We start from the raw sequence: 26,692 nt of genomic DNA, 5'->3' as shown, positions 1-26,692 counted from the left end.
GGAAATTCGGTGCGACGGAAGGACGTGTTCGTGTCCGGTCCCCCGGCGGCGGGTGCCCCCGCCGGCCGCCCCGCCGAAGGGCCGGTGACCGGCCGTCCGAAGGTCCGGAGGCTGCGCCCGTACGCCCTGCGGTGCGAGCACCGCACCACCCCGCTGGGGATCGGCGAACCCGCGCCCCGGCTCTCCTGGCGGCTGGCCTCCGACGTCCGTGGCGACGACCCGGTGGCCTACCGGGTCCGCGTCGCCGAGCACGCCGGGGACCTGGACGGGGGCGGACGGCTCCTCTGGGACACCGGCCGGGTGGCCGATCCCGCCGCCACGGCCGTCGACTACGCGGGGCCCGCGCTCAAGAGCCGCACGCGCTTGCACTGGCGGGTCTCCGTGTGGCCGACCGGGACGGGCACGCCCGCCGAGGAATCCTCGTGGTTCGAGACCGGTTTCACCCGGACCGACGAGTGGCGCGCTTCGTGGATCACCCACGCCCCGCACCCGATCGATGTCATGGACGCGCCCACCGAGGGGGAGTTCGCCCTCGACGACCACGGGCTCGCCCCGTGCCCGGTGCTGCGCCGGTCCTTCACCGCATCGTCCGGTACCCGCGCCAGGCTGTACGTCAGCGCGCGCGGCCTGTACGAGGTCCGGCTCAACGGCGAACGGATCGGCGACGCCGAGCTCGCACCCGGCTGGACCGACTACCACCACCGCGTGCAGTACCAGACCTACGACGTGACCGCGTCGCTGCGGGACGGCGAGAACGTCCTGGCGGCCACCGTCGCGGACGGCTGGTGGAGCGGGTTCGTCGGCTTCGAGCCGCGCCGGGCCGGGGCCCACTACGGCTCGTACCCCCAGTTCCTGGCCGAACTCCACCTGACCGGGGCGGACGGCCGGGATTCGGTGGTGGTCACCGACGAGACCTGGCGCACCGGCACCGGGACGGTCCGCCACGCGGATCTGCTGATGGGCGAGTGCCATGACCTCCGGCGCGGTGCCGACGGCTGGGAGCTGCCCGGCTTCGACGACTCCGGCTGGTCCCGGGCCCGGGTAACGGACGCCGATCACCGGCTGCTGGTGGCCTCCGCAGACGAGCCCGTGCGGGCTGTGACCGAGCTGCGCCCCTGCTCGATGACACGCGTCTCCCCCGGCACGCACATCGTCGACTTCGGCCAGAACCTCGCCGGACGTGTACGGCTGAGCGTGCGCGGGCTCGCGGCCGGGGCCCGGGTGGTGATCCGGCACGCCGAGGTGCTGGACGGGGCGGGGCGGCTCTACACGGCCAACCTGCGTACCGCCGCGGCGACCGACGTACTCGTCGGGGACGGGCGCGAGCACATCGTGTTCGAGCCGCGCTTCACGTATCACGGGTTCCGGTACGCGGAGATCAGCGGCGTGCCCGAGCCGGCCGAGGCCGATGTCGTCGCCGTGGCGCTGCACAGCGACACCCCGTGGGCCGGGGAGTTCGACTGCTCGGACGCCGAGCTGAGGCGGCTCCACGACTGTGTGGCGTGGGGGCAGCGGTCGAACTTCGTGAGCGTGCCCACGGACTGCCCGCAGCGTGACGAGCGGCTCGGCTGGCTGGCCGACGCGCAGGTCTTCCTGCCCACGGCGGCGCTCAACGCCGATGTCGCCGCGTTCTTCACCAAGTGGCTGCGCGACGTCGACGACGCCCGCACCCCCGACGGCGGCTTCACCAATGTCGCCCCGCGTCTCGTGGGCGTCGCCGACGAGGGGGCACCCGGCTGGGCCGACGCGGGGGTGATCGTCCCCTGGCACCTCTACCGCGTCTACGACGACCCGCGCTTCCTCTCCCGGGCCCTGGAAGGCATGTGCGCCTGGGTCGATCTGATCCACCGTCACAACCCCGGTCTGATCTGGCGCGACCGGGTGGGCCCGCACTTCTCCGACTGGCTCGCCCCGGGCACCCCCACCCCGCGCGACGTGATCGCCACGGCGTACTTCGCGCAGAGCGCCCGGCTCACGGCGCAGGCCGCCGATGTACTGGGGCGCAAGGAGGTCGGGGAGCGCTACCACCGGCTGGCGGACGACATCCGCCGTACGTTCACCGAGCGGTTCGTCACCTCCCGCAATTCCGCGGACGGCCTGTCCGTGCGCGTCGCGGGTGACACCCAGACCGGGTATCTCCTCGCGCTCGCCTTCGATCTGCTGCCCGCCGGGCTCGCCGGTGCCGCCGCCCGCCGGCTCGCCGAACTCGTCGAGTCGGCCGGGCCCGCCCTGCTGACGGGCTTCCTCGGGGTGGCGCTCGCCGCGCCCGTCCTCGACGACCACGGGCGGGCCGATCTCGCCCACGCCCTGCTGCTCCGTGACGAGGTGCCGTCGTGGCGGTTCCCGCTGCGGCACGGCGCCACCACGATCTGGGAACGCTGGGACGGGTGGACCCCGGGCACGGGATTCCGGGCGCCGTCGATGAACTCCTTCAACCACTACGCGCTCGGGTCGATCGGCGAATGGCTCTACCGGGGTGTCGCCGGCCTGGACCAGGCGCCGGACTCCACGGGGTACAAGAAGCTGCGGATCCGGCCCCGGCCCGGCGGCCTGCGCCACGCGAGCGCCCACCACGAGTCCGTGCGCGGCACGGTGCGGGTGACCTGGGAACGGCAGGGCGACCGGATCGCCCTGCGCGTCCAGGTGCCGCCCGGCGCCACCGCCGATGTGTACGTGCCCACCACGGACCCCGGCTCGGTCCGCGAATCGGGCCTGGTGCCGAGCGCCGACGACCGCCACATCACGGTGATCGCGACCGCCTCCGACCACGTGGTCCACCGCGTGTCCTCGGGCTCCTACCGCTTCACCGCGGCCCATCCTGCGGTGGACTGCCAAGCGGGGCCGCCCGGGACGGAACCGCCGCTGTCGCTCACCCCGAGCCGACGCACATCAGGACCGGCGACGAAACCTTCGTTCGCCCGTTCGTACGAGGAGGACACACCATGACGACGGGTTCTCGCTTCCGGCCGGGCCGAAGCACGGTCGGCCGCCGGGGATTTCTCCGCATCGGCGGCGGGGTCGCGGCGCTCGCCGCCCTGCCGCCCGCTCTGACCGCCTGCTCGGACTCCGGCGGCGGTTCCGGCAAGCTGCGTGTCGTCGGCGTCGCCGACCAGCAGAAACCGGTGGAGGAGCTCGTCGGCCTCTACCGCAGGTCCCATCCCGACGACACATTCGCCACCTCCTTCGCGCCCACGGACCAGGTGCAGACGGTGGTGCGCACCCAGCTCGCCGGTGGCAACGCCCCGGATGTGCATGTGCTCTATCCGGGCAGTGGCAGCGCCATGTCCATGGTCGAGCTGGCCAAGGCCGGGCTGCTCGCCGACCTCAGCGACCAGCCGTGGACCAAGGAGGTCCCGGCGAACTTCCATCCCGCTTACCGGCACGAAGGAAAAACGTATCTGTACTCGGCGGGCAGCAGCGCCATCGGAGCCATCTACAACAAGAAGGCCTTCGCCGAGGCCGGGGTGGAGCCGCCCCGGACATGGAGCGAGCTCCTGGACGTCTGCGCCAGGTTGAAGGCCAAGGGCATCGTCCCGATCGCACTCGGCGCACAGACCCCCTGGGTCACCCAGCTGATCACGTACGCGCTGGTCCCCAACGCCGTCTATGCGAAGAACCCCGGCTTCGACGCGGAGATGGCCTCCGGCAAGGCCCACTTCCGCGGCTCCGGGTGGGCCGACGCCATGGGCAAGTACCAGGAGCTCCAGCGCCGGGGCTTCTTCAACGAGAACCCCAACGGAACGACGTACGAGCAGCAGACCTCGATGGTCGCCGGCGGCAAGGCCGCCATGGCCGTCCAGGTCTCCGCCGTGCTCGCCAACTTCCGCCAGGCCACCCGGACCCCGGAGGACCTCGGCATGTTCCCCTTCCCCGGTGGTGACGACCCCGCGAAGCTGTGGATCCCGGCGGGCATCGTCGTCGGGCTCGGTGTCTCGGCGCGGTCCAGGAAGTCGGCCGGGGCCAAGGCGTTCATCGAATTCCTGGGGAAGCAGGAGAACGTCGACCGCTGGGCACAGTCCGTGGCCGCGATCCCGTTCAAGCGCGATGCCTCGACGAAGATCGACCCGGTCCTCTCCGGCTTCCTGCCCATCATCGACGACAACCGGGCCGTGCCCTTCATGGACCAGAGCTGGCCCAACGCCGAGGTGCAGCCCGCCCACTTCGCCGCCGTGCAGAATCTGCTCGCCGGGAAGACGGATGTCGACGGCGCCCTGGGACAGATGGACGAGGCCTACGGGAAGAAATCGTGACGAGCACCCCCCAGAAAACCGTCCCCGGCACGGTCGAAGAGGCCGGGGACCTGCCACGAACGGGCCGGGGCCGAGCTGCCCGGCGCCGCGACCACACCGTCCCGCCCCGGCTCTTCGTCGTCCCGGCCCTCGTCGTCTACGCCGTCGTCGTGCTCTACCCGAGCCTCGCCGGGGTGATGTACGCCTTCACCGACTGGTCCGGGATCGGCGGGTTCTCCTTCACCGGCACGGACAACTTCCGCGCCCTGCTCGACGACGGCCGGGCCCTGGAGTCCGTCACCAACACCCTGCTCCTGACGGTCGCCGTGGTCGTCGTCCAGAACGGCATCGGCCTGCTGCTGGCCCTCGGTGTGCACACCAACATCAAGTCCCGTGCGGTGCTGCGGCTGATCTTCTTCGCACCGGCCGTGGTCAGCCCCGTCATGGTGGCGATCCTGTGGAAGTACGTCTACAACCCGGAGAACGGCGCCGGGCTCAACGGACTGCTCGGCGCCGTCGGACTCGGCGGGCTGCGTCAGGACTGGCTCGGCAATCCCTCGCTCGCCCTGTGGTCCGTCGCCGCGATGGTCGTGTGGCAGTACGCGGGCTACTCGATGGTCGTCTTCCTGGCCGGGCTCCAGGGCGTGCCCGCCGAACTCCACGAGGCCGCGAGGATCGACGGGGCGGGTTCCTGGCAGCGCTTCCGCTATGTCACCTGGCCGCTCCTGGCCCCCGCGCTGACGATCAACCTGATGCTGTCGACGATCGGCGGACTCAAACTCTTCGACCAGGTGTACGCCGCCACGAACGGCGGCCCCGGCACCTCCAGCGAGACCCTGTCGACCGTCCTGTACAAGGAGGCTTTCGTCTACGGGAAGTTCGGCTACAGCACCGCGGTGGCCCTGGTCCTCGCACTGTTCGTCGCCGCGGTCTCCCTGGTCCAGCTCCGTTATCTGCGTGCGAGGGAGGTCACCGCGTGAGCGTCGCAACGGCCCGCGGACCGGCGGAACGGAAGGCCGGCCGCAGGGGCCGCAGGCCCCGGTACGGGCAGTATGCCCTCGAACTCGTCATGATCGCCGTCGCCGTCGTCTTCCTGTTCCCGGTGTACGCCCTGATCACCCTGGCGATGAAGGACCCCCGGCAGATCGCCGAGTCGCCCCTCTCGCTGCCCTCGCCGCCCACCTTCGGCAACTTCGGCGACGCCTGGTCCTCCGCGTCGCTGGGGCCCGCGCTGGTCAACAGCACGGTCATCACCGTCGTCAGCCTGCTGCTCCTGGTCGTCCTCGGCTCCACCGGGGCCTATTACCTCGCGCGGTGCGCCCGGGGTCTCGGCTACGGGCTGTACATCCTGTTCCTGCTGGGCATCGTGCTGCCGTTCCAGCTCGGCATGATCCCGCTGTACAAACTCGTCGACGATCTCGGCTGGCTCGGCACGTACCAGGGCATGGTGCTCTTCTACACCGGCATCCAACTGCCGTTCACCGTCTTCCTGTACACCGGATTCGTCCGTGCGCTGCCGCAGGACTACGCCCAGGCCGCGCTGATCGACGGCTGCAACCACCGGCAGGCGTTCACCCGGATCGTCTTCCCGCTGCTGCGCCCCATCACCGGCACGGTGATCATCCTGAACGCGGTGTTCATCTGGAACGACTTCTTCACTCCGCTGCTGTATCTGGGCGGTTCCGAGAAGGAGACCGTGCCGGTGGGCATCTTCGCGTTCGTCGGCCAGTACGTTTCGGACTACGGGCTCGTCTTCGCCGGACTGGTGCTCGCCGCACTGCCGATCCTGATCGTCTTCGTGGTCCTCCAGCGCTATGTGATCAAGGGCTTCGCGGGCGGCCTCAAGGGCTGAGGACCTCGCATGACACACCCGGGTGATCCGCTCCTCCCACCGAGTGTCGCGGCGGTCCTCGCGGCGCCCCCGCGCGCCTTCTCGCCCGTCGCGATCTGGTGGTGGAGCGGGGAGCGGCTCGACCGGGCGCGGCTGCGGGCGCAGCTGGAGCGCTTCGCCCAGGGCGGGGTGCACAATCTGGTGCTCCTCAACCTGGCGCCGTCGGGCCCGCTGTTCGGCTCGGACGCCGACGACCCGCCCTTTCTGTCCGACGCGTGGTGGGAACTGCTCGACGGGGTGTGCGAGGACGCCCGGGAGCTGGGGACCGGGCTCTGGTTCTACGACCAGCTCGGCTTCTCCGGCGCGGATCTCCAGGCGCGTCTGGTCGACGAGCGGCCCGATCACGCCGGCCGTCGGCTCGGCCAGGTGCGGGCCGTGGTCGAGTCCTCTGCGGCGCGGCCCGGTGAGCTGCGGTGCCCGCCGGGCGGCCGGCCGCTCGCGGGCCGTGCCGAACCGGTCGACGACGACGGCCGGGCCACCGGTCCCGCGGTCACGGTGCCGGTGGCCGACGGGGTCGTACGGGCGCCCGGCGCCGGCCGCTGGCGTCTGACGCTCCATCATCACGAGGCGCTCGGTTTCGACTATCTCGGGACCGAGGCGTGCGCGGCGCTGCTGGACCGGGTGCACGGGGAGTTCGAGCGCCGGCTCGGCGACCGGCTCGGGACCGTCGTCGTCGGTTCGTTCCAGGACGAACTTCCGTCCCTGCCGACCTGGTCCACCGGTTTCACCGGCGCCTTCCTGCGACTTCGCGGCTACGACCTCACCGAGCGGCTGGACGCCCTGTACGACGGCAGCGCGGATCCGGAAGTCCACCGGATCCGCCGCGACTACCACCTGACCCGGGCCGAACTGGCCGAGGAGGCGTTCTTCCGGCCGCTGGCCGCCTGGCACGAGCGGCACGGGCTGCTCATCGGCTGCGACCAGCAGGATCCCGCCCGCGCCGGACACCCGGTCGCGGGCGTGGAGCTGTACGCCGACTACGCGCGCACCCACCGCTGGTTCTCGGCGCCGGGATCCGACCACCACGGGGACGCCCGCATCCACTCCTCGCTCGCCCATCTCTACGGCCGTCCCCGCACCTGGGTCGAGGCCTTCCACTCGACCGGCTGGGGCGGCACCCTGGAGGAGACCTTCGACTGGCTGCTGCCCTGGCTGCGTGCCGGGGCCACGCTCTACAACCCGCATGCCGTCTACTACACGACCAAGGGCGGCTGGTGGGAGTGGGCGCCGCCCGGAACCGACTGGCGCCAGCCGTACTGGCGCCACCACCGTGTCTTCGCCGACGCCGTGACCCGGCTCTGCGCGGTCCTGAGCCTCGGTCACCATCTGTGCGACGTCGCGGTCCTGCTGCCCACCACCACCGCCCAGGCGGGCACCGCGCTGGACGGTGTCGACGAGGCGGCGGCCCACGCCCAGTGGGCCTATCTGGAACTCGTCGGGGACATGACCTGGTTCCGCACCCGGCCGGGGCTGCTGGACCGGCTGGGCCTCGACGCCGATGTCATCGACGACGCCTCGCTGGCCCGTGCCCGTGTCTCACGGCTGGACGACGGGGTGCGGCTGCGGGTGGCGGACGAGGCGTATGCGGCGATCGTGCTGCCCGCGTGCACCGTCCTCGAACGGGGGACAGCCGATCGGCTGGTGGAATTCGTCTCGGCCGGCGGGAAGTTGATCGCCTGGGGCGAGCTGCCCGAGCGGTTGGTGGGATCCGGTGCGGCCACGGCTGCGGACGCGCTGCGGGCGTGCTTCGCGGACGGCCGGGCCGTGCACGTTCCCCTGACCGGCGACCCGGCCGGTGCGCTCGCCGCCGCTCTCGGCGGTGTGCGGCCGGCCGTCCGTGCGCCGGTTCCCGCGCTCGCGCGGCGGGTGGACGGCGCCACTGTGGTGTTCCTGACCGCGGCAACCCCCCGGGCGACCCGCGCGGAGGTCGCGGCCCCCGACGAGCGGGGCGCGGCGCTGGGCTGGCTGGACGCCCGCTACGACTTCGACCCCGGCCGCTACGTACGGCGCGCCCGGGTGCGGGTGCGGGACGTTTCGGGGCCGGCCGTTCTGGTGGACCCGTTCGGCGGCCCTCCCCGCAGGCCGGAGGTGCTGCCCGTCGCCGACGACGCCCGGGCCGTCGAGGTCGACGTCCCCTTCGACACGGGCCCGGCGGCCGTACTGGTCTTCCCGGCCGAGGACCCGGAGCCGCCCCCACCCGTGTTCTCCGGCGCCGGGCCGTCGCACGTCATCGCCGTCGAGACCGTCGAGACCGTCGAGATCCCCCCGGACGCGGAGTGGGACATGGTCCTCGTCCCGACGCTCGACAACACCTGGGGCGACTTCGCCCGCCCCGCGACCGGTCCGCCCACCGGCCCGGCCGTCACCGAGTGCCGGACCTTCCGGCACCGGGTGGAGGCGCCCGGCGAGGACGGCGTACGGGACGGCTGGGCCGCGGTGCCCTCCGGCCCCGGACGTCCGGCACCGGCCACGGTCCACGCGACGTTCGGTCCCCGCGCGCTGGTCCTGGGCGAGGGGCCGGGCCGGGACGGTCCGGCGGTGCTCGAATGGTCCGAGAGTCTGGGCGTGCACAAGGACCCGGTGCATCGCGCGGTTCTGGGACCGAAGGGTCATGTGCCGGAGGAGTTCGCGCACCTCGGCCCGGCGGTCGCCGGAGAAGTGGTGCGGCTGCGCACGGGGATCCACCTGGGCGAGGACTTCGACGGGCACCTCGCTGTCGGGGCCGGGGCGGTGAAGCGGGTCCGGCTCGACGGTGTGCCCGTGGCGCTCGAAGACGGGGGCCATCTCGCGCTGGGCCCGGTGCGGACGACCGCCGGATTCCATCTGCTCGAACTGGACCTGACCCCCGATCAGGACTGTGAACTGCGGGCGCACATGGCGCTCGTCCGCGATCCCGGACGCTACGGGCGCCCGGAATGGATTCACGCGCCCGGGACGATGGGAACCACGCTGAAGCTGACCGCGCTCCCCGCCGGCGCCGTCGTGCAGGTGGCTTCCCGGGTGCCCTGCGTGCTGCGCGTCAACGGCCGGCTCATCGGCGGGCAGGGTGGATTCGACCCGTACGCCGAGCACGCGGTGCCGCGCGTACGGCGGCACGATGTGACCGCCGCCCTGCACATCGGTGACAACGACATCACGGTCGAGACGTCCGGGGGCGGCGAGCGCGCGGTCCTGGTGGACGCGGTCCTCGACGGCAGGGACGGCGAACCCGTCGCGACGCTGCACAGTGACGCCGGCTGGTGGGCGGACGGGCCGCACGGTCGTGGGCCGGTCGGGGTGCGGCGCGTACCGGTGGGCGACCCTGCCGCGCTGTGTCTGCGCCGCCGCCCGCATCCGCTGCCGGGGGCCGCGTGGCTGGACCCGGAGGCCGACGACGGCACGGTCGTGCCGGTCCGGTTCGCGGTTCCGGGGAGCCGGGGCGGTGTGGAGTGGTTCTGGTGCGAACTCCCGCCCGGCACGACCCGGTTGACGGTGCAGACGCACGGCGGGACCACGGTGTACGTGGGCGGATCGGAGTGTCGCGCCGCCGTGGGCGTCCCCGGTGCCCGTGGGGTGCGCACCGTGACGGTCGAGCTGTCGCACGGTGACCGCTGCGGTCCGGTGACCGCGGCGCTGCGGGTCCGGACCGTCCCCGGGTACGAGGGTGGCGCCGCGCTGGCCGGTCCGGTGCGCTGCACGGTCGGCCCCGGGCGGATCCGGCTCGGCGACTGGGAGGGGCAGGGCCTCGCCGAGTACAGCGGCGGGGTGCGGTACAGCCGGGTGGTGGACGTGCCGGCCGATGGTGTCGCGGGGCGGGTGTCGCTGGATCTCGGGCGGGTCCGGGGGACGGCGGAGGTCCGGGTCGGCGGCGTCGCCGCGGGGGTGCGGGTGTGTTCCCCGTATGTGTTCGACCTGACGGGGCTGGTGGTGCCGGGGGAAAACACTGTGGAGATCACCGTGTTCGGGACGCTGGCGCCCCGCCTGGACGCGACGAGCCCGACCCATTTCGTCTTTGCCGGGCAGCGTGTCAGCGGCCTGTTCGGTCCGGTACTGCTGCGGACCGAGCGGAGATGACGGGGCGACGCCCGGGGCCGTTGTGTCCGGTCCCCGGCGTCGCCCCGTGGTTCAGTCCCGCCCGGCCGGGCCGGAGAGGTCCGGGGTCCGCCGCACCGCCGGGAGGTCCCGGTCGTCCGTGTACGCCGAGGGCCCGGGCCGTCCGTCCCCCTGCTCGTCGCCCGTCAGCATCGGCAGCAACAGCGCCGCGGACCAGCTGAAGTTGGGTGAGTTGAGCGGTGCCCCGGTCGTCGGGTCGTAGTTCTCCATGATCGGGCCGTTGCCCGCGAGGCCGGAGGCGTGGGTGAGGAGCCGGTCCGCGAGGGCTTCCGCGTCCCTGCCGTAGCCGTAGCGGCGCAGGCCGCCGAGGGCGAAGTAGGCCTGGTCGAGCCAGACGGGGCCGCGCCAGTACGCGGTCGGCGAGAAGTAGGGCGAGCTCTTCGCCACGGTCGGGAAGGGGACGGCCGTGGCGAACTCCGCCGGGTCCGTCAGCCTGTCGCGCACGGCACGGGCCTGCGCGGCGGACGCGGTGCCGGTCCACAGCGGGACGGCGCCCTCGATGCCGCGGCCGCGGGCCGTGAGCGGTGCGCCGGTGCCGAGGGCGATGTCGTGGAACCAGCCGTCCGCCGGGTCGTACATCGTGTCGCGCACCGCGGCGGAGGTCGCGGTGGAGCGCCGCTCCCACCGCCCGGCGTCGGTCCCGCGGCCGATCGCACCCGCTATCCGCGCCAAGTAGCCCTGGTCGGCGGCGAGATAGGAGTTCAGGTCGACGGACTCCTGGTCGAGGGAGTAGCCGAGGAGCGTTCCGTCGGCGGCCCTGTTGGCGACGACTCCGGTGCCGAGGCCGGAGTCGAAGCGGGGTGCGTTGTCCATGCCGCTCTCCCAGGCGGCGGCGAGGCGTCGCTCCTCGGGGGAGTCGTTGGCCGGGTCGACGGTGGCGCCGTACTCGGCGAGGCCGTTGTGGTCGTGGTCCCGGTTGCGGTACCACCAGTCCTGGTACGCGACGAGCTTCGGGTACATCTCGCGCAGGAACGCCCGGTCCCCGCTCTTCTCGTACACCTCCCACACGGCCCAGCCGGCCAGCGGGGGCTTGGAGTTGCGTTCGTTCCAGTTGCCGCCGCCGCGTTCGGGATCGTTGTAGAAGATGGCATCGGGGATCATCCCGGCGTCCTGGGGACGGGACCTGGAGTCCGGGCGGATCTGCCGGTCGAACATGGAGCGGATCTGCGACTGGGCCAGGTCGGGTGCGAAGCGTGCCGTGCCCACCGCCTGCTTCCAGGTGTCCCAGGCCCAGATGCCGCCGGTGAACCACTTGTAGGAGATCGACGGTGTGATGCCGTCGTGCGCGATCTGTCCCGCCGCGCTGCGCCAGTTGGTGACGAGGGTCTGGAGGGACTTCACGGCGGTGCGCCGCCGGTCCGCCGGGACGCCCCGGGTCACCCCGGCGACATAGCCGCGCCAGCGCGCGTCGGTCGTGGACACCACGGAGTCGGGGCGGGCCAGTACGTCACGGACCCTCGCCCGCTCCTCGGTGCGTTCGGCGGTGGTGAAGGTGTAGGACTCGGTCCAGTCGAAGCTGTGCGAGCGGCCGGGGGCCAGGGTCACCGGCTTCGCGGCCTCGGTGCGGTACGTGTCGCCGTCCACGGCCGTGCGGACGCGGTCCTTGTGGGTGACCTCGAAGCGTTCCGTGCCGTCGGTGAGGTAGTCCCAGGTCTCGCGGACCTCTCCGAAGCCGACCCCGACGCCGGAGCCGGTGGCGGTCAGCGACGGCGCGTCGCGCATCGGCCTGTCGGCGGGCCGCAGCAGGCTGCCCGTCCAGTCGGCGCCGAGTGTGCGGGGGGCCGGGCCGGTGTTGCGGACCTCGGCCCTGATCAGGGCGGTGCGGTCGGTGGCGAAGCGGAGTGCGAGAGTGAGGCGCAGGCCGCGGCCGAGGTCGTAGGACTGGACGAGCCGGCCCGGCAGCGAGGTGGTGCGGGGCGCGCCGCCGGCGGCCAGGTCCAGGGTGCGGCCGTGTTCGGTGAGGCGGATACGGCTGAAGGACTTGCTGAGCCACCAGGGGTATTCCTGGGCGATGTAGAGGGGCCCGGAGAAGCCGCCGTAGGCGTCCTTGTCACCGGCCTCCGGCAGTGCGTACGCGTGCCAGGCGCCGCGGTCGGCGAAGACGGTGACGGGGTTGTTGTCCTCGCCGTCGCCGGGCTGGGCGGTGGTGGGGGTGCCGTGCAGGTCGAGGACGTCGGCGTAGGCGGGCGGTGGTTGTGGGCGTCCGTGGGCGGCGGCCGTCTGCGGTGCGGCGAGGGCGCCGCCGGCCAGCATGAGTGCGGTCAGGGCGCCCAGGTGACGGTGTGCGGTGCGGTGTCGGTGTCTGCGGCGGGTCATTTCGCGGTCCCTTCGGGGGAGTCGGTGGCGATGCGCAGGACGGCGGCGCCGAGCGGGCCGAGGTCGAGGTGGTCGCGGACGGCGGCTCCGGTGAGCAGATCGGTGCCGCCGGCCCCGTAGCGGCCGGTCAGTGGTGTGCGGGTGTCGTGGTCGCCGTGGTTGAGGACGAAGAGGTACGTGCCCCGGGCGCCGGAGCGCACGGTCGCCTCGACGCCCTCGGGTACGTCGAGCACGGGGCGTACACCCGCCGCCCGCAGCGCTTCGTCGAGCACGGCGGCGATGCCGTCGCCGAGGTGGGCTCCGGCGTACCACGCGGTGCCGGTGCCGTAGCGGTGGCGGGTGACGGCGGGGCGGCCGGTCAGCTCGCCGGCCGCATAGGTGTCGACGGTCTCCGTGCCGGGGCCTTCGGGCTCGATCCACTCGCTCCACAGGGTGGCCCGAGCACCGGAGGCCAGGGGCACCTCGGCGCCGTCGGGGATGGGCCAGAACTCGTCGACGGACACGCCGAGCACGTCCCGCAGCGGTCCCGGTGCGCCGCCGTCGTGGATGTGGTCGTGGCCGTCGACGACGCCGCTGAAGGGGCCGCAGACGAAGTGGCCGCCGCCGCGCACATAGGCGGCGATGCGTGCCCCGTGCTCGGGCCGCAGCAGGTGGAGGTTGGGTGCGAGGACCGCCCGGTAGTCGTCCAGGACGGCGTGCGGGGGTACGAAGTCGACGGAGACGGCACGGGTGTGCAGCGCCGCGTACCAGGGGCGCAGCAGGTCGCGCCAGCGCATCCGGGCGGAGGGGTGGTCCTCGGCCTCCAGGGCCCACCAGGAGTCCCAGTCCAGGACGATCGCCACGTCCGCCGGAGTGGTGGTGCCGGTGATCTCGCCGAGCCGGGCGAGTTCGGCGCCGAAGCGGACGGTCTCGCGCCAGCCCCGGGAGGCGGTGCCGCGGTGCGGCAGCAGGGCGCTGTGGTACTTCTCGGCGCCGGCCCGGGAGGCGCGCCACTGGAAGTACATGATGCCGTCGGCGCCGCGGGCCAGTGCCTGGAGCGACCAGAGACGTTGCAGTCCGGGTCTCTTGGGGACGTTGACCGGCCGCCAGCTGACGGCGGACGGTGCCTGTTCGAGGAGCAGCCAGGGCCGGCCGCCCTTGAGGGATCGCATCAGGTCGTAGTTGAGGGCGGCGTTGACATGGGCGTGCGGGTCGGCGGGGTCGGGATAGGCGTCGTCGGAGACGAGGTCCTCGTGCTCCGCCCACTTCCAGTAGTCGAGTGCCTTGAACATCGACATGAAGTTGGTGGTGGCCGGGATGTCCGGGCTGATCTCGCGCAGTGCCTCGCGTTCGGCACGGTGGCATTCGAGGAGTGCGTCGGAGCAGAAGCGCCGCCAGTCCAGGAGCTGTGCCGGGTTGACGGGGCCGGGTGCGGTGCGGGGTGGTTCGATCTCGTCGAGGCTGCTGTAGCGCTGCGACCAGAAGGCCGTGCCCCAGGCGTGGTTGAGGGCCTCGACGGTCCCGTGGCGGTCGGTGAGCCAGGTGCGGAAGTGGTCGGCCGAGCGGGCGCAGAAGCATTCGGTGATGTGGTCGCCGTACTCGTTGTGGATGTGCCACAGGGCGAGCGCCGGGTGTTGTGCGTAGCGTTCGGCGAGGGTGCGGGTGAGGCGGAGTGCGGCGGCGCGGTACTCGGGCGAGGAGGGGCAGTAGTGCTGGCGGGAGCCGAATTCGAGGCGTACGCCGTCGGCCGTGACCGGCAGGATCCGCGGGTGGGCGCGCACCAGCCAGGCGGGCGGGGAGGCGGTCGCCGTGGCCAGGTCGACGGCGATGCCATGGGCGTGCAGCAGGTCGAGGAGTCGGTCGAACCAGTCGAAGTCCCAGATGTCCGGGCCGGGTTGGAGCCGGGCCCAGGAGAAGACGCCGACGGTCACCATCGTGACCCCGGCCTCGCGCATCAGGGCGGCGTCCTCGGCCCAGACGTCCTCGGGCCACTGCTCGGGGTTGTAGTCGCCGCCATAGAGGATGCCCGGGACGCGGGTCGCGCGGCTCATCCCTTCACCGCCCCGCCGAGCAGTCCGGCCACGAACTGCCGCTGGAACAGCAGGAAGAGGAGCATCAGCGGGAGCGTGGCGAGGAGCGAGCCGAGCATCAGCCCGGAGTAGTCGACGTGGGAGAGCCCCGTGAGGGTGTTGAGCGCGACGGGCACGGTGTATTTGTCCTCCGAGTTGAGCATGAGCAGGGGCCAGATGAAGCTGTTCCACTGCGCCATGAACGTGAAGATGACCAGGGCGCCGAGTTGCGGGCGCACGCACGGCAGCACCACCCGGTAGAAGGTGCGCAGCTCGCCGGAGCCGTCGATCCGGGCCGATTCGAGGAGCTCGTCGGGGAAGTCGACGAAGCTCTGCCGCATCAGGAGGATGCCGAAGGAGTTCGCCAGGAACGGCAGGATCACCGCCTGGTAGGAGTCGATCCAGCCGACGCTCGCCATCATCTGGAACAGCGGCACGAGCAGTACCTGGAACGGGATCATCATGGTGGCGAGCACGACGCCGAGCAGCAGTCCCCGGCCGCGGAAGCGGTACTTGGCGAGTCCGTAGCCGCACATGGCGGAGATCAGTGAGCTGAGCGCGGTGTGGGCGACGGCGATGCCCACGCTGTTGAGGAGGACCCGGCCGAAGCCGATGGTGTCCTGGAGGCGCACCAGGTTGTCGAGCAGCCGGCCGCCGGGCAGGAACGGCGGCGGTGAATGGAACAGGTCGGACGTGGAGTGTGTCGCGGCGATCGCCATCCAGAGGAACGGCACCAGGCTGGCGACGGCACCGGCGGCGAGCAGCAGCCGTACGGCGCAGCGGCCCAGGCGCCGGGCCGGGTGGACGCGTACGGGGGCCTGCTGGGGGGCGGTCACCGGCGGCGCTCCCTTCCGAAGGCGAAGTACTGGAGGGCGGAGATCGCGGCGATGAGGGCGACGACCACCCAGGCGATGGCGGCGGCGTAGCCGAAGTCGAGCTGCTGGAAGCCGGTCTTGTACAGGTAGACGACCGGGGTGAGGGTGGCGTCGTCGGGTCCGCCGCGGGTGAGGACGTAGTTCTCGTCGAAGAGCTGGAGTGTTCCGATGGTCGAGGTGATCACGCAGAACAGGACGACGGGGCGCAGCTGCGGCAGGATCACCCTGGTGTACGTGGAGAAGGTGGTGGCGCCGTCGATGGCGGCGGCCTCGTACTGCTCCTTGCCGATGGACTGGAGTCCGGCGAGCAGGATGACGGCGTTGTAGCCGGTCCAGCGCCAGGTCAGGGACGCGATCAGGGAGACGCGGGCCCAGGTGGGGCTGTTGAGCCAGTCGACCCGGCCGATGCCGACGGCGCCGAGGATCTGGTTGACGAGGCCGCCGTCGGTCTTGAGGAGCACCTGGAAGACGACGGCGTAGGCGACGAGTGTGGTGACGGCGGGCAGGAAGTAGACCGCCCGCCAGCTGCCGCGGAAGCGCAGCCAGGACTGGTTGAGCAGGACGGCGAGGACGAGGGCCAGGCCGATCATGACGGGGACCTGCACGACGAGGATGACCCCGGTGTTGAACAGGGACTCCAGGAAGGCGGGGTCGTGGATCATGCGCCGGTACTGGTCGAGTCCGACCCAGTGGGTGGCTCCGGCGTCCTCGGTGGTGAAGCTCTGCAGGAGGCTGGCGCCCAGCGGGTAGGCGAAGAAGAGGACGAAGAGGACGGCCGCGGGCCCGGCGAAGATCCAGGCGGTGGGGCGCCGCCGTCTGCGGCGTGCCGGGGCCGGGGCGCGGGCGGGGGCGACCGGCCGGTCGTAGGTGGTGTGGACGGCCATCGGGCTACTTCACCCTTTCGCGGCCGGTGGCGGTGGCGAGCTGCCGCGCGGCGGAGTCCAGGGCGGTGCGCGGGTCCTTGCCGCGCAGCATCACGCCGGTGACGGCCGAGACCATGATGTCGGAGGCCTTCGCGTCGTCCTTGTTGTTCTCGACCGGCGGGATGGTGCGGGCGAGCCGGGCGAACACGTCGAGGGCCGCCTGTCCGCCGAAGTACTCCTGCTTCTCGCTCAGGTACGGGTCGTCGAGCGCGGGCAGGTAGGCGGGGAAGAGGCCCTCGCGCCTGAGCATGGAGACCTGGTTCTTTGTGCCGGTGAGCAGGAACCGGATGAACTCCCAGGCGAGGCGGGGGTTCTTGCTCTGCGCGGGTACGCAGAGCGTGGAGCCGCCGATGTTGGAGGTGCGGATGCCGTCGGTGGTGAAGCCGGGCAGCGGCACCACACCGAACCTGCCCTTCAGCTCCGTCATCTCGTCGGTGAGTGTGCCCGTCCACCAGGCGGCGGTGGGCGTGGTGACGGCCTTGCCCTCCTTGGTGCCGGTGACGAGTCCGTCCCAGCCCTTCTCGTAGTCGACGAGCCCCCGGTCGTGCAGGGTCTTCATCAGGGTGAGGGCCTTGACGGCCTCGGGAGTGTCGACGGCGACCCGGCCGCCCCTGAAGTAGGACTGGCCCTGCTGCTGGAGCAGCATCGGCAGGATCCCGGCGTCCGTGGAGTCCATGATGAGCAGCTTGCGGCCGGTGGCCTTCTTGATGCGGACGCCCGCTGCCACGTAGTCGTCCCATGTCAGCAGTGAGGCGGGGTCGACCCCCGCGGCGCGGAAGTGGTCCTTGCGGTAGTAGAGCGCGCAGGGGCCGATGTCCCAGGGCAGGGCGAGGACCGCGCTGTCCTTGCCGGTGACGGTGCGCCACGCGGCGCGGTCGAAGTCCCCTCCGTAGCGGCCGCCGAGGCTCGTCAGGTCGTAGAAGCCACTGGGGAAGTTTCCGGTGTAGCGCGGCATGTAGCTGCCCTCGACCGTGAGGACGTCGGCAAGACCGGAGCCGCCGCGCAGGCCCACGGTGATCTTGTCGTAGGCGTTGTCGTAGCCGATGTCGACGATGTCGACGGTGGTGCCGGGGTGGTGCTTCTCGAAGTCGCCGGCGAGGCGCTTCATGGCCTTGGCGGCCACGTCCCACGACCAGACGGTGATGCTGCCGCTGACCTCGCCCCCTTTGTCGTCCTTCCTGCCGTCGATGTCCCGGGCCTCTCCGCCGCCCGCGCCGCCCATGGCACATCCGCTGATCAGGGACGATGCGGCGGTCGCGAAACCTGTGGCCAGAACAGCCCGTCGGGTGGGTCTCGTTGACACTCTTGCCTCCTGGAGCCTGAATGCCTAATGCTGTATTCAGAACACTGAATGACGGAGCCTGCCGTCAAGAGGTGTACAGCCAAAGACTTCTGTTGCTGTGATTCATGACCGGACCGACCGAGTCGGCCCACGCGAAAGGCGCGGCATGACGTCATCCCAGGACTTCGTTCCCCCCTACGCCCACCCCTACATTCCCAACGCCGTGCCGGCCGTGCGGCAGGCGATGCTGGAGGAGATCGGCGCCGCGGGCGTCGAGGACTTCTACGCCGACATCCCGGACGGCATCCGGCTGCACCGCCCCCTCGACCTGCCGGCCCCGCTGCGTTCGGAAGCCGAACTCACCCGCCACATGGAGGAGTTGCTCGGCCGCAACACATCGACGCGGCAGGCGCTCAGCTTTCTCGGCTCCGGCTGCTACCAGCACCACGTACCGGCGGTCGTGGACGAGGTGGTCAATCGCAGCGAGTTCCTCACGGCGTACGCGGGCGAGCCCTACGAGGACCACGGACGTTTCCAGGCGCTGTGGGAGTACCAGTCGATGATGGCCGAACTGCTCGATGTGGAGATCGTCAACGTCCCGGTGTACGACGGCTTCCAGGCCTCCGGGACCGCGCTGCGCATGGCCGGCCGGATCACCGGCCGCCGCCGGGTGCTCGTCGCCACCGCGGTCGACGCCGACAAGCTCTCCCGGATCCGTGACTACGTACGCCCCGACCACGACGTGACGGTGGTCCCGGTCGACCCGGACACCGGCTGCGCCGACCTCGGCGCGGTGCGTGAGGCGCTCGCCGCGGGCGACACCGCGGCGGTGTACGCGGACACCCCGTCCGCGCTCGGAATCGTCGACGAGGCGCTCCCCCGCCTCGCCGGACTCGCCCACGAGGCGGGTGCGTTGTACGTGGTGGGCTGCAATCCGCTCACGCTCGGCGTGCTCGCGCCGCCCTCCGCGTACGGCGCCGACATCGCATGCGGCGACATCCAGCCGCTGGGCCTGCACCAGAGCTTCGGCGGCGGCAACGCGGGCTTCATCGCCACCCGCGACGAGGAGAGGCTGGTCGCCGAGTACCCGTCACGGCTGTTCGGCCTGGTGCCGACGAGCGTCGAGGGCGAGTACGGATTCGGGGACGTCGCCTACGAACGGACCTCGTTCGCGCTGCGCGAGGAGGGCAAGGAGTGGGTCGGCACGGCCGCCGCGCTGCACGGCATCGGCGCCGGGGTCTATCTCGCGCTGATGGGACCGCAGGGCATGCGGGAGATCGGCGCGACGATCCTCGCGCTGACCGCGTACGCCCGCAGGAGCCTCGCCGAGGTTCCCGGCATCGAGGTCCCGTACGGCGACGCCCTGCACTTCGCCGACTTCACCGTCCGCTACACGGGTGGCAGGACCGCGGCCGAGATCCGCGCCGAACTCAAGGAGCGGGGCATCTTCGGCTCCACACCGACCGGCACCCGCGAAGCCGCGTACTGCGTCACCGAGGTCCACACCAGGGCCGACATCGACCGGCTCGCCGCGACCCTGAAGGAGATCGTCAAGTGACCGCCTCGCACGCGCCCGTGCCCGTCTCCCCCGAGGACGCGCGCATCGCCCCGAAGCCTCGCCTGCGCCGCTTCCAGCAGGCGTCCTGGGACGAGAAGCTGATCTTCGAGCTGGGTTCGCCGGGCGAGCGCGGCGTCCTCGTGCCGGCCGGGGACCCGTCCGTCCCGATGCCCGCGATTCCCGCCGCGCTGCGCCGCGCCGAGCCGCCCGCGCTGCCGGAGATGTCCCAGCAGCAGGTGCTGCGCCACTACTTGCGCCTGTCGCAGGAGAACCTCGGCGCCGATCTCAACATCGACGTCGGCCAGGGCACCTGCACCATGAAGTACAGCCCCAAGGTCAACGACCAGTTCGTCCGCGACCCCCGGATCGCAGCGCTGCACCCGCTCCAGGACGAGGACACGGTCCAGGGCGTCCTCGGGATCATCCACAGCCTGGAGCAGCTGCTGAAGGAGATCTCCGGCATGGACCGGGTCTCGCTCCAGCCGGGCGCGGGCTCCGCCGCGATCTATACCAACGTCGCCATGATCCGGGCCCACTTCGCCGCGCGCGGCGAGCTGGAACAGCGCGACGAGATCATCACGACGATCTTCTCCCATCCGTCCAACGCGGCCTGCGCGAAGACCGCCGGCTTCAAGGTCGTCACCCTCCACCCGGACGCGGACGGCTATCCCGACATCGAGGCGCTGAGAGCCGCGGTCGGCCCGCGCACGGCGGCGCTCCTGATCACCAACCCGGAGGACACCGGGATCTACAACCCGCGCATCGAGGAGTTCGTACGGATCGTGCACGAGGCCGGCGGCCTGTGCTCGTACGACCAGGCCAACGCGAACGGCATCCTCGGCATCACCCGGGCGCGGGACGCGGGCTTCGACCTGTGCCACTTCAACCTGCACAAGACGTTCTCGACCCCGCACGCGTGCGGCGGCCCGGCGGCGGGCGCCTGTGCGGTCACCGAGGAGCTGGCCCCGTATCTCCCGCGCCCGACCGTCGAGTTCGACCCGGCGAGCGGAATGTACCGGCTGGACGACGACCGGCCCGAGTCGGTCGGCAAGATGCGGCCGTTCTACGGCGTCGTGCCGAACCTGGTCCGCGCCTACGCGTGGATCATGTCGCTCGGCGCGGAGGGGCTGCGGGCCGCCGCCGAGACGGCCGTGCTCAACAACAACTATCTGCTCCACAAGGTCCGGCAGATCCCGGGCGTCTCGGTGCCGTACGCGGCCGGGCGCCCACGCGTGGAGCAGGTCCGCTACAGCTGGGAGAAGCTCCACGAGGACACCGGCCTGCACTCCGAGGACCTCGGCCTGCGGGCCGCGGACTTCGGCACCCACTACTGGACCAGCCACCACCCGTACGTGGTGCCGGAGCCCATGACGCTGGAGCCGACCGAGTCCTACACGCGCGCCGACCTCGACGAGTACGCGGCGATCCTCGCGGAGGTCGCCCGCGAGGCGTACGAGGACCCGGAGACCGTACGCACCGCACCGCACCGTTCGACGGTCCACCGGGTACGCCCCGAGGCGCTGGACGACCCGGCCACCTGGGCGGTCTCCTGGCGCGCCTACCGCCGCAAGGTGCTCGGTGAGGCCGGCCGGTGACGCGGATCGGTCTGGTGGTCAACCCGGTCGCCGGACTCGGCGGCCGGGTGGGTCTGGGCGGCACCGACGGCCCGGACCGGCCGCGCCTGGCACTCTCCCTGGGCGCACGCCCGCAGGCGGGAGCACGCGCGGCCGCGGCCCTGGGTGAACTGGCGGTACGCCGGGGCGCGTCGACCGGCACCGGACCGCGGGGCCGCACGACCTCCCCCGGGCTCCTCGTCGTCACCGCCGCCGGCCCCCTGGGTGCCGACTCCGTCACCGCGGCCGGGCTCGCGCGGCGGGTCGTGCACACCGCGGGCACCGGTCGGGACACCTCGGCCGCGGACACCGCCGCCGCGGTGCGGGCGGTCGTCGCCGAGGGCGTGGACCTGCTGCTCTTCGCCGGCGGCGACGGCACCGCGCGCGATGTGCTCGGTGCGCTCGGCGACGTGCGCTGCCCGGTCCTCGGCGTACCGACCGGCGTCAAGATGCACTCGGCCGTCTTCGCCGTCGGCCCGCGTGCCGCGGGCGAGGTCGCGGCGGCGTGGCTGGACCGCACGGGCGGCGTCCGGCTGCGGGACGCGGAGGTGATGGACCGCGACGAAGACGCGCTGGGCGAGGGCCGCGTCACCTCCCGGCTCTACGGGTGGCTGCCCGTGCCCGACGTACCGGTCCGGGTGCAGCAGCGCAAGACCGGCAGCACCGCCGTCTCGCCCGAGGCGGTCGGCGGGATCGCGGCCGAGGTCGCCGAGCGGGTCGGGGACGGCCTGCTGGTGCTCGGCCCCGGCACCACCACCCGCGCGGTCGCGGCCGCGCTCGGCGCGGACGTCTCGCTGACCGGGGTCGACGCGCTCGCCCTGCGGCCGGGCCGCCCGCCCCGGGTGGTGGCCCGCGACGCCGGCGAGGACACCCTCCTGGCACTCGGCCCCGCCTGGATCGCCCTCTCCCCCATCGGCGGCCAGGGGTTCCTCCTCGGCCGCGGCAACCAGCAGATCTCGCCGCGCGTGCTGCGCGCGGCGGGCGGCCACGACCATCTGCTGGTGTTGTGCGCGGAAGCCAAACTGGCCGCGCTCGGCGGCCGGCCGCTGCTCCTCGACACCGGAGACGACGCGCTCGACGCGGAGCTGTCCGGCCACCATCCCGTCATCACCGGCAGGCGGCGCACCTCGCTGTACCGCCTGGCGATGTGACCGCGCAACCCCGACACCCCGACCCAGGACAGAAGGAGCCCAGGATGATCTCCCTCGACGGCAAGCGCGCGATCGTCACCGGCGGCGGAGCCGGCATCGGCCGTGCCACCGCCCAGGTCCTCGCCGAGCTCGGCGCCCGCGTGGTGATCGCCGACATCGACGCCGACGGCGGTGAACGCACCGCGAAGGACACCGAAGGAGCCTTCGTGCGCTGTGACGTGTCACGGCGCGAGGACTGCGAGGCCGTCGTGCGAACGGCCGAGGAGCGGTTCGGCGGTGTGGACGTCCTCTTCAACAACGCCGGAATCATCCGCCGTTCCACGGTCTGCGAGATCACCGAGGACGACTGGGACCTGGTGATGGCCGTGAACATCCGCTCGGTGATGCTGATGAGCCGGCTGGTGATCCCGCAGATGGCGGCCCGGGGCGGCGGCTCCATCGTCAACACCGGCTCGGGGTGGGGCATCCGCGGCGGCGGCCGGGCCGTCTCGTACTGCGCGTCCAAGGGCGCCGTCGTCAACATGACCCGAGCCATGGCCATCGACCACGGCCCCGACAACATCCGGGTCAACTGTGTCTGCCCCGGCGACACGGCGACCGGGATGCTCGCCGAGGAGGCCCGCCAGCTCGGCGAGAGCTCCGACGCGTTCTACGCCGACGCCGCCGACCGGCCGCTCGGCCGGATCGGGCAGCCCCGGGACATCGCGCAGACCGTGGCGTTCCTCGCCTCCGACGCCTCGGCGTTCCTGAGCGGGGCGATCATCCCCGTCGACGGCGCCGGTACCGCGTGATGCGGCGGTAGCGGATAATCGACCGGACCGAAGGGGAGGGCAGCCTCACATGCCAATCGAAAACCGCCCGCTGCGCGAACAGGTCAAGGAGGAACTGATCAAGCGCCTGGGGCGCGGCACGATCGCGACCAACTCGCCGATCAACGAGGGGCAGCTCGCCACGGAGCTCGGTGTCAGCCGTACTCCGCTGCGCGAGGCACTGATCACGCTGGAGCGTGAGGGCGTCATCACCAGCGAGCGCGGCAAGGGCTTCCGCTTCACGCCGCTCAGCGCGCAGGAGTTCCGCGATCTGTCCGCGATCGTCGCGACGCTGGAGGCGCTCGCCCTGGAGTCCAGCGACCCCGAGCACCTGGCGGCGACGGCCCCGCGCCTGCTGGAGGAGGCCCGCGCGTTCTCGGTCCCGCAGGCACCGCACGACGTCATAGAGCGCTACGACGACGCGTGGCACGACCTGCTGCTGTCCGGCTGCACCAACGACCGCCTGATGAAGCTGATCACCTCCCTGAAGGTGACGATGCACCGCTACGAGCGGGTGGCCCTGGGCGACCAGGACATCCTGGAGCGTTCCGCGGAGGAGCACGAGCGGATCGCCGAGTGCCTGCAGCGCGGCGACCTGGACGCGGCCGTCGCGGCGCTCAAGGAGAACTGGAACAGCGGGATGCACCGGATCCTGGAGCATCTGAAGGACTGATGCCACGGGGCGGTGGTGCGGGCCCGGCACCGGTCTTGACCCGCACCGCCCCTTCGGGTTCCGATCACTGGACCTGCCGCCCGACCCCAGGGACTTTGACCGCATGACTCTGCAGATCAGCGCCACCAACCCGGAACACCCGGCCCTCCTGCTCGAACTGCCCTGGCACATCCCCCTGGAGCAGTGGCCCGACGAGTACCTCGTGCCGCTCCCCCGCGGCATCTCCCGCCACGTGGTGCGCTACGCGCGGGCCGGCGAGGAGACCGTGGCCGTGAAGGAGCTGGCCGAGCGGCCGGCGCTGCGCGAGTACGAACTCCTGCGGACGCTCGACCGGCTCGGGATACCCGCCGTGGACCCGCTCGCCGTGGTCACCGGCCGCACCGAGGCCGACGGCTCGCCCCTGGAACCGGTCCTGATCACCCGGCATCTGGGCGGTTCGCTGCCCTACCGGTCGATGTTCGAGACGACCCTGCGCCCCGGCACGGTGCACCGTCTGATGGACGCCCTGGCCGTCCTGCTCGTACGGCTGCATCTGACCGGGTTCGCCTGGGGGGACTGCTCGCTGTCCAACACCCTGTTCCGGCGGGACGCGGGCGCGTACGCCGCGTATCTCGTGGACGCCGAGACCGGCGAGCTGCACCCCCGGCTCAGCGACGGGCAGCGCGGGTACGACATCGAGCTCGCCCGGGTCAACATCAGCGGCGAGATGCTCGATCTGGAGGCATCGGGCGCGCTGCATCCGTCCATCGATCCGATCGCGTTCGGCCTGGAGATCGAGGAGCGCTACCAGGCGCTGTGGACGGAGCTGACGCGTACCTCCGTCTACCCGGCGGGCAAACACCACTACATGGAACGCCGCATCCGCCGTCTCAACGACCTGGGTTTCGACGTCGCCGAGATGCAGATCTCGCACTCGGACCAGGGGAACACGGTCACGTTCGTGCCCAAGGTCGTGGACGCCGGCCATCATCAGCGCCAACTGCTGCGGCTCACCGGGATGGACGCGGAGGAGAACCAGGCGCGCCGGCTCCTGAACGACCTGGAGAGCTGGATGGCCACCCAGGACGACTACGCCCCCGGCGACCGGCACGGCGCCCGCACCGAGGTGCTGGCCCACCGCTGGGTCCGGGAGATCTTCCGGCCCACCGTGCGCGCGGCACGCGACCACGTGCCCGCCCGGATGGACGCGGCCGAGCTCTACCACGAACTCCTCGAACACCGCTGGTACCTGTCCGAGCAGGCCCGGCACGACATCGGACTCGACGCGGCGGTCGAGGACTACGTCAGGAAGACGGCTGCGGCGGACGACGGCTGCACATAGGCTGCCCACCCGGAGCTGTGCCCTGGCGACCCCAGGGATGATCCAGACGAGAGGCCCTAGGAGCCGCCCCGTGTTCTACCACGTGCTCAAATACGTCTTCATCGGGCCGCTTCTCCGATTGTTCTTCCGCCCCAGGATCGAGGGTCTGGAGCACATCCCGGAGGAGGGCGCGGCCATCGTCGCCGGCAACCATCTGTCGTTCTCCGACCACTTCCTGATGCCCGCGATCCTCAAACGGCGCATCACCTTCCTCGCGAAGGCCGAGTACTTCACCGGGCCGGGTGTGAAGGGGCGGCTGACCGCCGCCTTCTTCCGCAGCATCGGGCAGATCCCGGTGGACCGCTCCGGCAAGGAGGCCGGCCAGGCGGCGATCCGGGAGGGGCTCGGAGTGCTGAGCCGGGGCGAACTGCTGGGGATCTACCCGGAGGGCACCCGCTCGCACGACGGCCGGCTCTACAAGGGCAAGGTGGGCGTCGCCGTCATGGCGATCAAGGGGCAGGTGCCCGTGGTGCCGTGCGCGATGGTGGGTACGTTCGAGATCCAGCCGCCGGGCCAGGTCGTCCCGCGCATCAAGCGCGTCACCATCCGCTTCGGCGAGCCGCTGGACTTCTCCCGCTACGCCGGGCTGGAGAACCAGAAGGCGGCGGTCCGGGCGGTCACCGACGAGATCATGTACGCGATCCTGGGGCTCTCGGGTCAGGAGTACGTCGACGAGTACGCGGGCAAGGTGAAGGCCGCGCAGGCCGAAGAGGCGGCGCGGTCGAAGAAGTTCCCGAAGCTGCGACGCTGACAGCGGATCCGCGCTCGGTGAACTTCGTGGGGCCGGGCGCCCGGCCCGGCCTAGCGTCGATCCCATGAGCAGAGGAAACGCATGGGTGCTGGGTGCGACGGGACAGATCGGGCGGGTGGCGGTGCGCTCGCTCGTCGAGGACGGCTGGGAGGTGACGGCCGCCTCGCTCGGCGGCGGCCGGGACGACGGGTGGGACGCGGCGGTGCGCACGACCGCCCTGGACCGGAACGCCGAAGGGGCGCTCGCGGCGGCGCTGGGCGACGGCTGCGACGTACTGGTCGACATGGTGGCGTACGACGCGGGCCATGCCCGCCAGTTGACCGGACTCGCGGACCGGATCGGTTCGGCGGTGGTGATCTCCAGCGGTGCGACGTACGAGGACGACCGGGGCCGCAGCTTCGACACACAGGGCGAACCCGACGGCGCTCCGCACTACCCGCTGCCGATCCCGGAGTCGCAGCGCACCGTGCCGGCCGGCGGCACGACGTACGCCACGCGGAAGATCGAGCTGGAGCAGGATCTGCTGGCGGCCGGGGACGCGCTGCCGGTGACGCTGTTGCGGGCCGGGGCGATCCACGGGAAGCACTGCCGCTCGCCGCGTGAGCTGTTCTTCGTGAAGCGGCTCGTGGACGGCCGCGACCGGCGGGTGCTCGCGTTCGGTGGCGAGTCCCGCTTCCACCCGGTCCACGCCTCCAACCTGGCCGAGCTGATCCGGCTCGCCGCCCTGCGGCCGGGTTCGCGGGTGCTGAACGCCGGGGATCCGCAGGCGCCGACGGTCGCGGAGATCGGCGAGGCCGTCGACGCGGTGTTCGGCCGCAGCACCTCGACGGTGCTGCAGGCGGGCCCGCCCGGGGAGGACGGCGTCGGCGGGACGCCTTGGAGCAGCCCGCACCCCATCGTGTACGACATGACGGCCGCCGAGCGCGAGCTCGGGTACCGGCCGGTCACCGGCTATGCGCAGTCCCTCCCGGAGACGGTCGAGTGGATCGCCGCGCGGCTTGCGGGCCAGGACTGGACGGAGGCCTTCCCCGCCGTGCTTCGGTCGTACGGGAGGAAGCTCTTCGACTACGCGGCGGAGGACGCCTGGCTGGCGGCGTACGACCAAAGGGGGTGAGACGGTG

At 72.0% G+C, this 26,692-nt stretch carries 18 protein-coding genes; 13 read left to right on the top strand and 5 right to left on the bottom strand.

Translation table 11 applies throughout. The features are described 5' to 3' along the window. The first annotated feature begins 30 nt into the window (after positions 1-30). From AADR41_RS04035 to AADR41_RS04015, 5 genes are read left to right on the top strand one after another with little or no spacing between them, the layout of a single operon-like run. A complete protein-coding gene (locus AADR41_RS04035; RefSeq protein WP_342279969.1) occupies positions 31-2,946 on the top strand; it encodes an alpha-L-rhamnosidase in 2,916 nt (971 codons plus the stop codon). Beyond that, positions 2,943-4,250 carry an extracellular solute-binding protein gene (locus tag AADR41_RS04030; protein ID WP_342279968.1) on the top strand — a complete coding sequence of 436 codons (1,308 nt, stop codon included), beginning with the start codon at positions 2,943-2,945 and terminating at the stop codon, positions 4,248-4,250. Before AADR41_RS04035 ends, AADR41_RS04030 begins: the two co-directional genes overlap by 4 nt. Then, positions 4,247-5,209 (top strand): carbohydrate ABC transporter permease, encoded by a 963-nt coding sequence (locus tag AADR41_RS04025; protein ID WP_342279967.1) that lies wholly within the window; start codon positions 4,247-4,249, stop codon positions 5,207-5,209. The genes AADR41_RS04030 and AADR41_RS04025 overlap by 4 nt, the downstream gene beginning before the upstream one ends. Then, positions 5,206-6,081: a carbohydrate ABC transporter permease gene (locus AADR41_RS04020; RefSeq protein ID WP_342279966.1), complete on the top strand. Its 876-nt coding sequence runs from the start codon at positions 5,206-5,208 to the stop codon at positions 6,079-6,081. The genes AADR41_RS04025 and AADR41_RS04020 overlap by 4 nt, the downstream gene beginning before the upstream one ends. 9 nt (positions 6,082-6,090) lie before the next feature. Beyond that, positions 6,091-10,173, top strand: a complete 4,083-nt coding sequence (locus tag AADR41_RS04015; RefSeq protein ID WP_342279965.1) for a hypothetical protein — start codon at positions 6,091-6,093, stop codon at positions 10,171-10,173. Positions 10,174-10,224: 51 nt separating this feature from the next. Here the strand turns inward: AADR41_RS04015 and AADR41_RS04010 are convergent, their stop codons facing one another. Genes AADR41_RS04010 through AADR41_RS03990 form a run of 5 tightly spaced genes read right to left on the bottom strand, consistent with a single transcriptional unit; the run spans position 10,225 to position 17,677 of the window. After that, positions 10,225-12,528 carry an MGH1-like glycoside hydrolase domain-containing protein gene (locus AADR41_RS04010; protein ID WP_342279964.1) on the bottom strand — a complete coding sequence of 768 codons (2,304 nt, stop codon included), beginning with the start codon at positions 12,526-12,528 and terminating at the stop codon, positions 10,225-10,227. Further along, entirely contained in the window at positions 12,525-14,558 is a 2,034-nt protein-coding gene (locus tag AADR41_RS04005) for a beta-galactosidase (protein WP_342279963.1), read from the bottom strand. Before AADR41_RS04005 ends, AADR41_RS04010 begins: the two co-directional genes overlap by 4 nt. Further along, entirely contained in the window at positions 14,555-15,412 is an 858-nt protein-coding gene (locus tag AADR41_RS04000) for a carbohydrate ABC transporter permease (protein WP_342279962.1), read from the bottom strand. The genes AADR41_RS04005 and AADR41_RS04000 overlap by 4 nt, the downstream gene beginning before the upstream one ends. After that, positions 15,409-16,335, bottom strand: coding sequence for a carbohydrate ABC transporter permease (locus AADR41_RS03995; RefSeq protein ID WP_342279961.1), 927 nt, complete (start codon positions 16,333-16,335; stop codon positions 15,409-15,411). Before AADR41_RS03995 ends, AADR41_RS04000 begins: the two co-directional genes overlap by 4 nt. A gap of 4 nt (positions 16,336-16,339) precedes the next feature. Next, on the bottom strand, positions 16,340-17,677 hold the full coding sequence (locus AADR41_RS03990; protein WP_342279960.1) for an ABC transporter substrate-binding protein: 1,338 nt from the start codon (positions 17,675-17,677) through the stop codon (positions 16,340-16,342). A gap of 145 nt (positions 17,678-17,822) precedes the next feature. Here AADR41_RS03990 and gcvPA point away from each other — a divergent pair, with 145 nt between their 5' ends. From gcvPA to AADR41_RS03950, 8 genes are all read left to right on the top strand, one after another. After that, on the top strand, positions 17,823-19,214 hold the full coding sequence (gene gcvPA, locus AADR41_RS03985) for an aminomethyl-transferring glycine dehydrogenase subunit GcvPA (protein ID WP_342279959.1): 1,392 nt from the start codon (positions 17,823-17,825) through the stop codon (positions 19,212-19,214). After that, on the top strand, positions 19,211-20,809 hold the full coding sequence (gene gcvPB / locus AADR41_RS03980) for an aminomethyl-transferring glycine dehydrogenase subunit GcvPB (protein WP_342279958.1): 1,599 nt from the start codon (positions 19,211-19,213) through the stop codon (positions 20,807-20,809). Before gcvPA ends, gcvPB begins: the two co-directional genes overlap by 4 nt. Further along, positions 20,806-21,978, top strand: coding sequence for an ATP-NAD kinase family protein (locus tag AADR41_RS03975; RefSeq protein WP_342279957.1), 1,173 nt, complete (start codon positions 20,806-20,808; stop codon positions 21,976-21,978). Before gcvPB ends, AADR41_RS03975 begins: the two co-directional genes overlap by 4 nt. Positions 21,979-22,022: 44 nt before the next feature. After that, entirely contained in the window at positions 22,023-22,769 is a 747-nt protein-coding gene (locus AADR41_RS03970; protein WP_342279956.1) for an SDR family NAD(P)-dependent oxidoreductase, read from the top strand. Positions 22,770-22,818: 49 nt separating this feature from the next. Further along, the gene (locus tag AADR41_RS03965) at positions 22,819-23,460 is read left to right on the top strand and encodes a GntR family transcriptional regulator (protein ID WP_124719143.1); all 642 of its coding nucleotides are present in this window, start codon (positions 22,819-22,821) and stop codon (positions 23,458-23,460) included. A gap of 103 nt (positions 23,461-23,563) precedes the next feature. Further along, a complete protein-coding gene (locus AADR41_RS03960) occupies positions 23,564-24,781 on the top strand; it encodes a DUF4032 domain-containing protein (protein WP_342279955.1) in 1,218 nt (405 codons plus the stop codon). Between the two features lie 70 nt (positions 24,782-24,851). Then, a complete protein-coding gene (locus AADR41_RS03955) occupies positions 24,852-25,571 on the top strand; it encodes a lysophospholipid acyltransferase family protein (RefSeq protein ID WP_342279954.1) in 720 nt (239 codons plus the stop codon). 64 nt (positions 25,572-25,635) lie between these two features. Then, positions 25,636-26,685, top strand: a complete 1,050-nt coding sequence (locus AADR41_RS03950) for an NAD-dependent epimerase/dehydratase family protein (RefSeq protein ID WP_342279953.1) — start codon at positions 25,636-25,638, stop codon at positions 26,683-26,685. The last annotated feature ends 7 nt before the right edge of the window (positions 26,686-26,692 follow it).

This window comes from Streptomyces sp. CLV115, from assembly GCF_038448545.1.
In the GTDB taxonomy this organism is placed as follows: domain Bacteria; phylum Actinomycetota; class Actinomycetes; order Streptomycetales; family Streptomycetaceae; genus Streptomyces; species Streptomyces sanglieri.
Note: the sequence above shows the minus strand (reverse complement) of the source record. Positions and strands in the feature narration are given on the sequence as shown.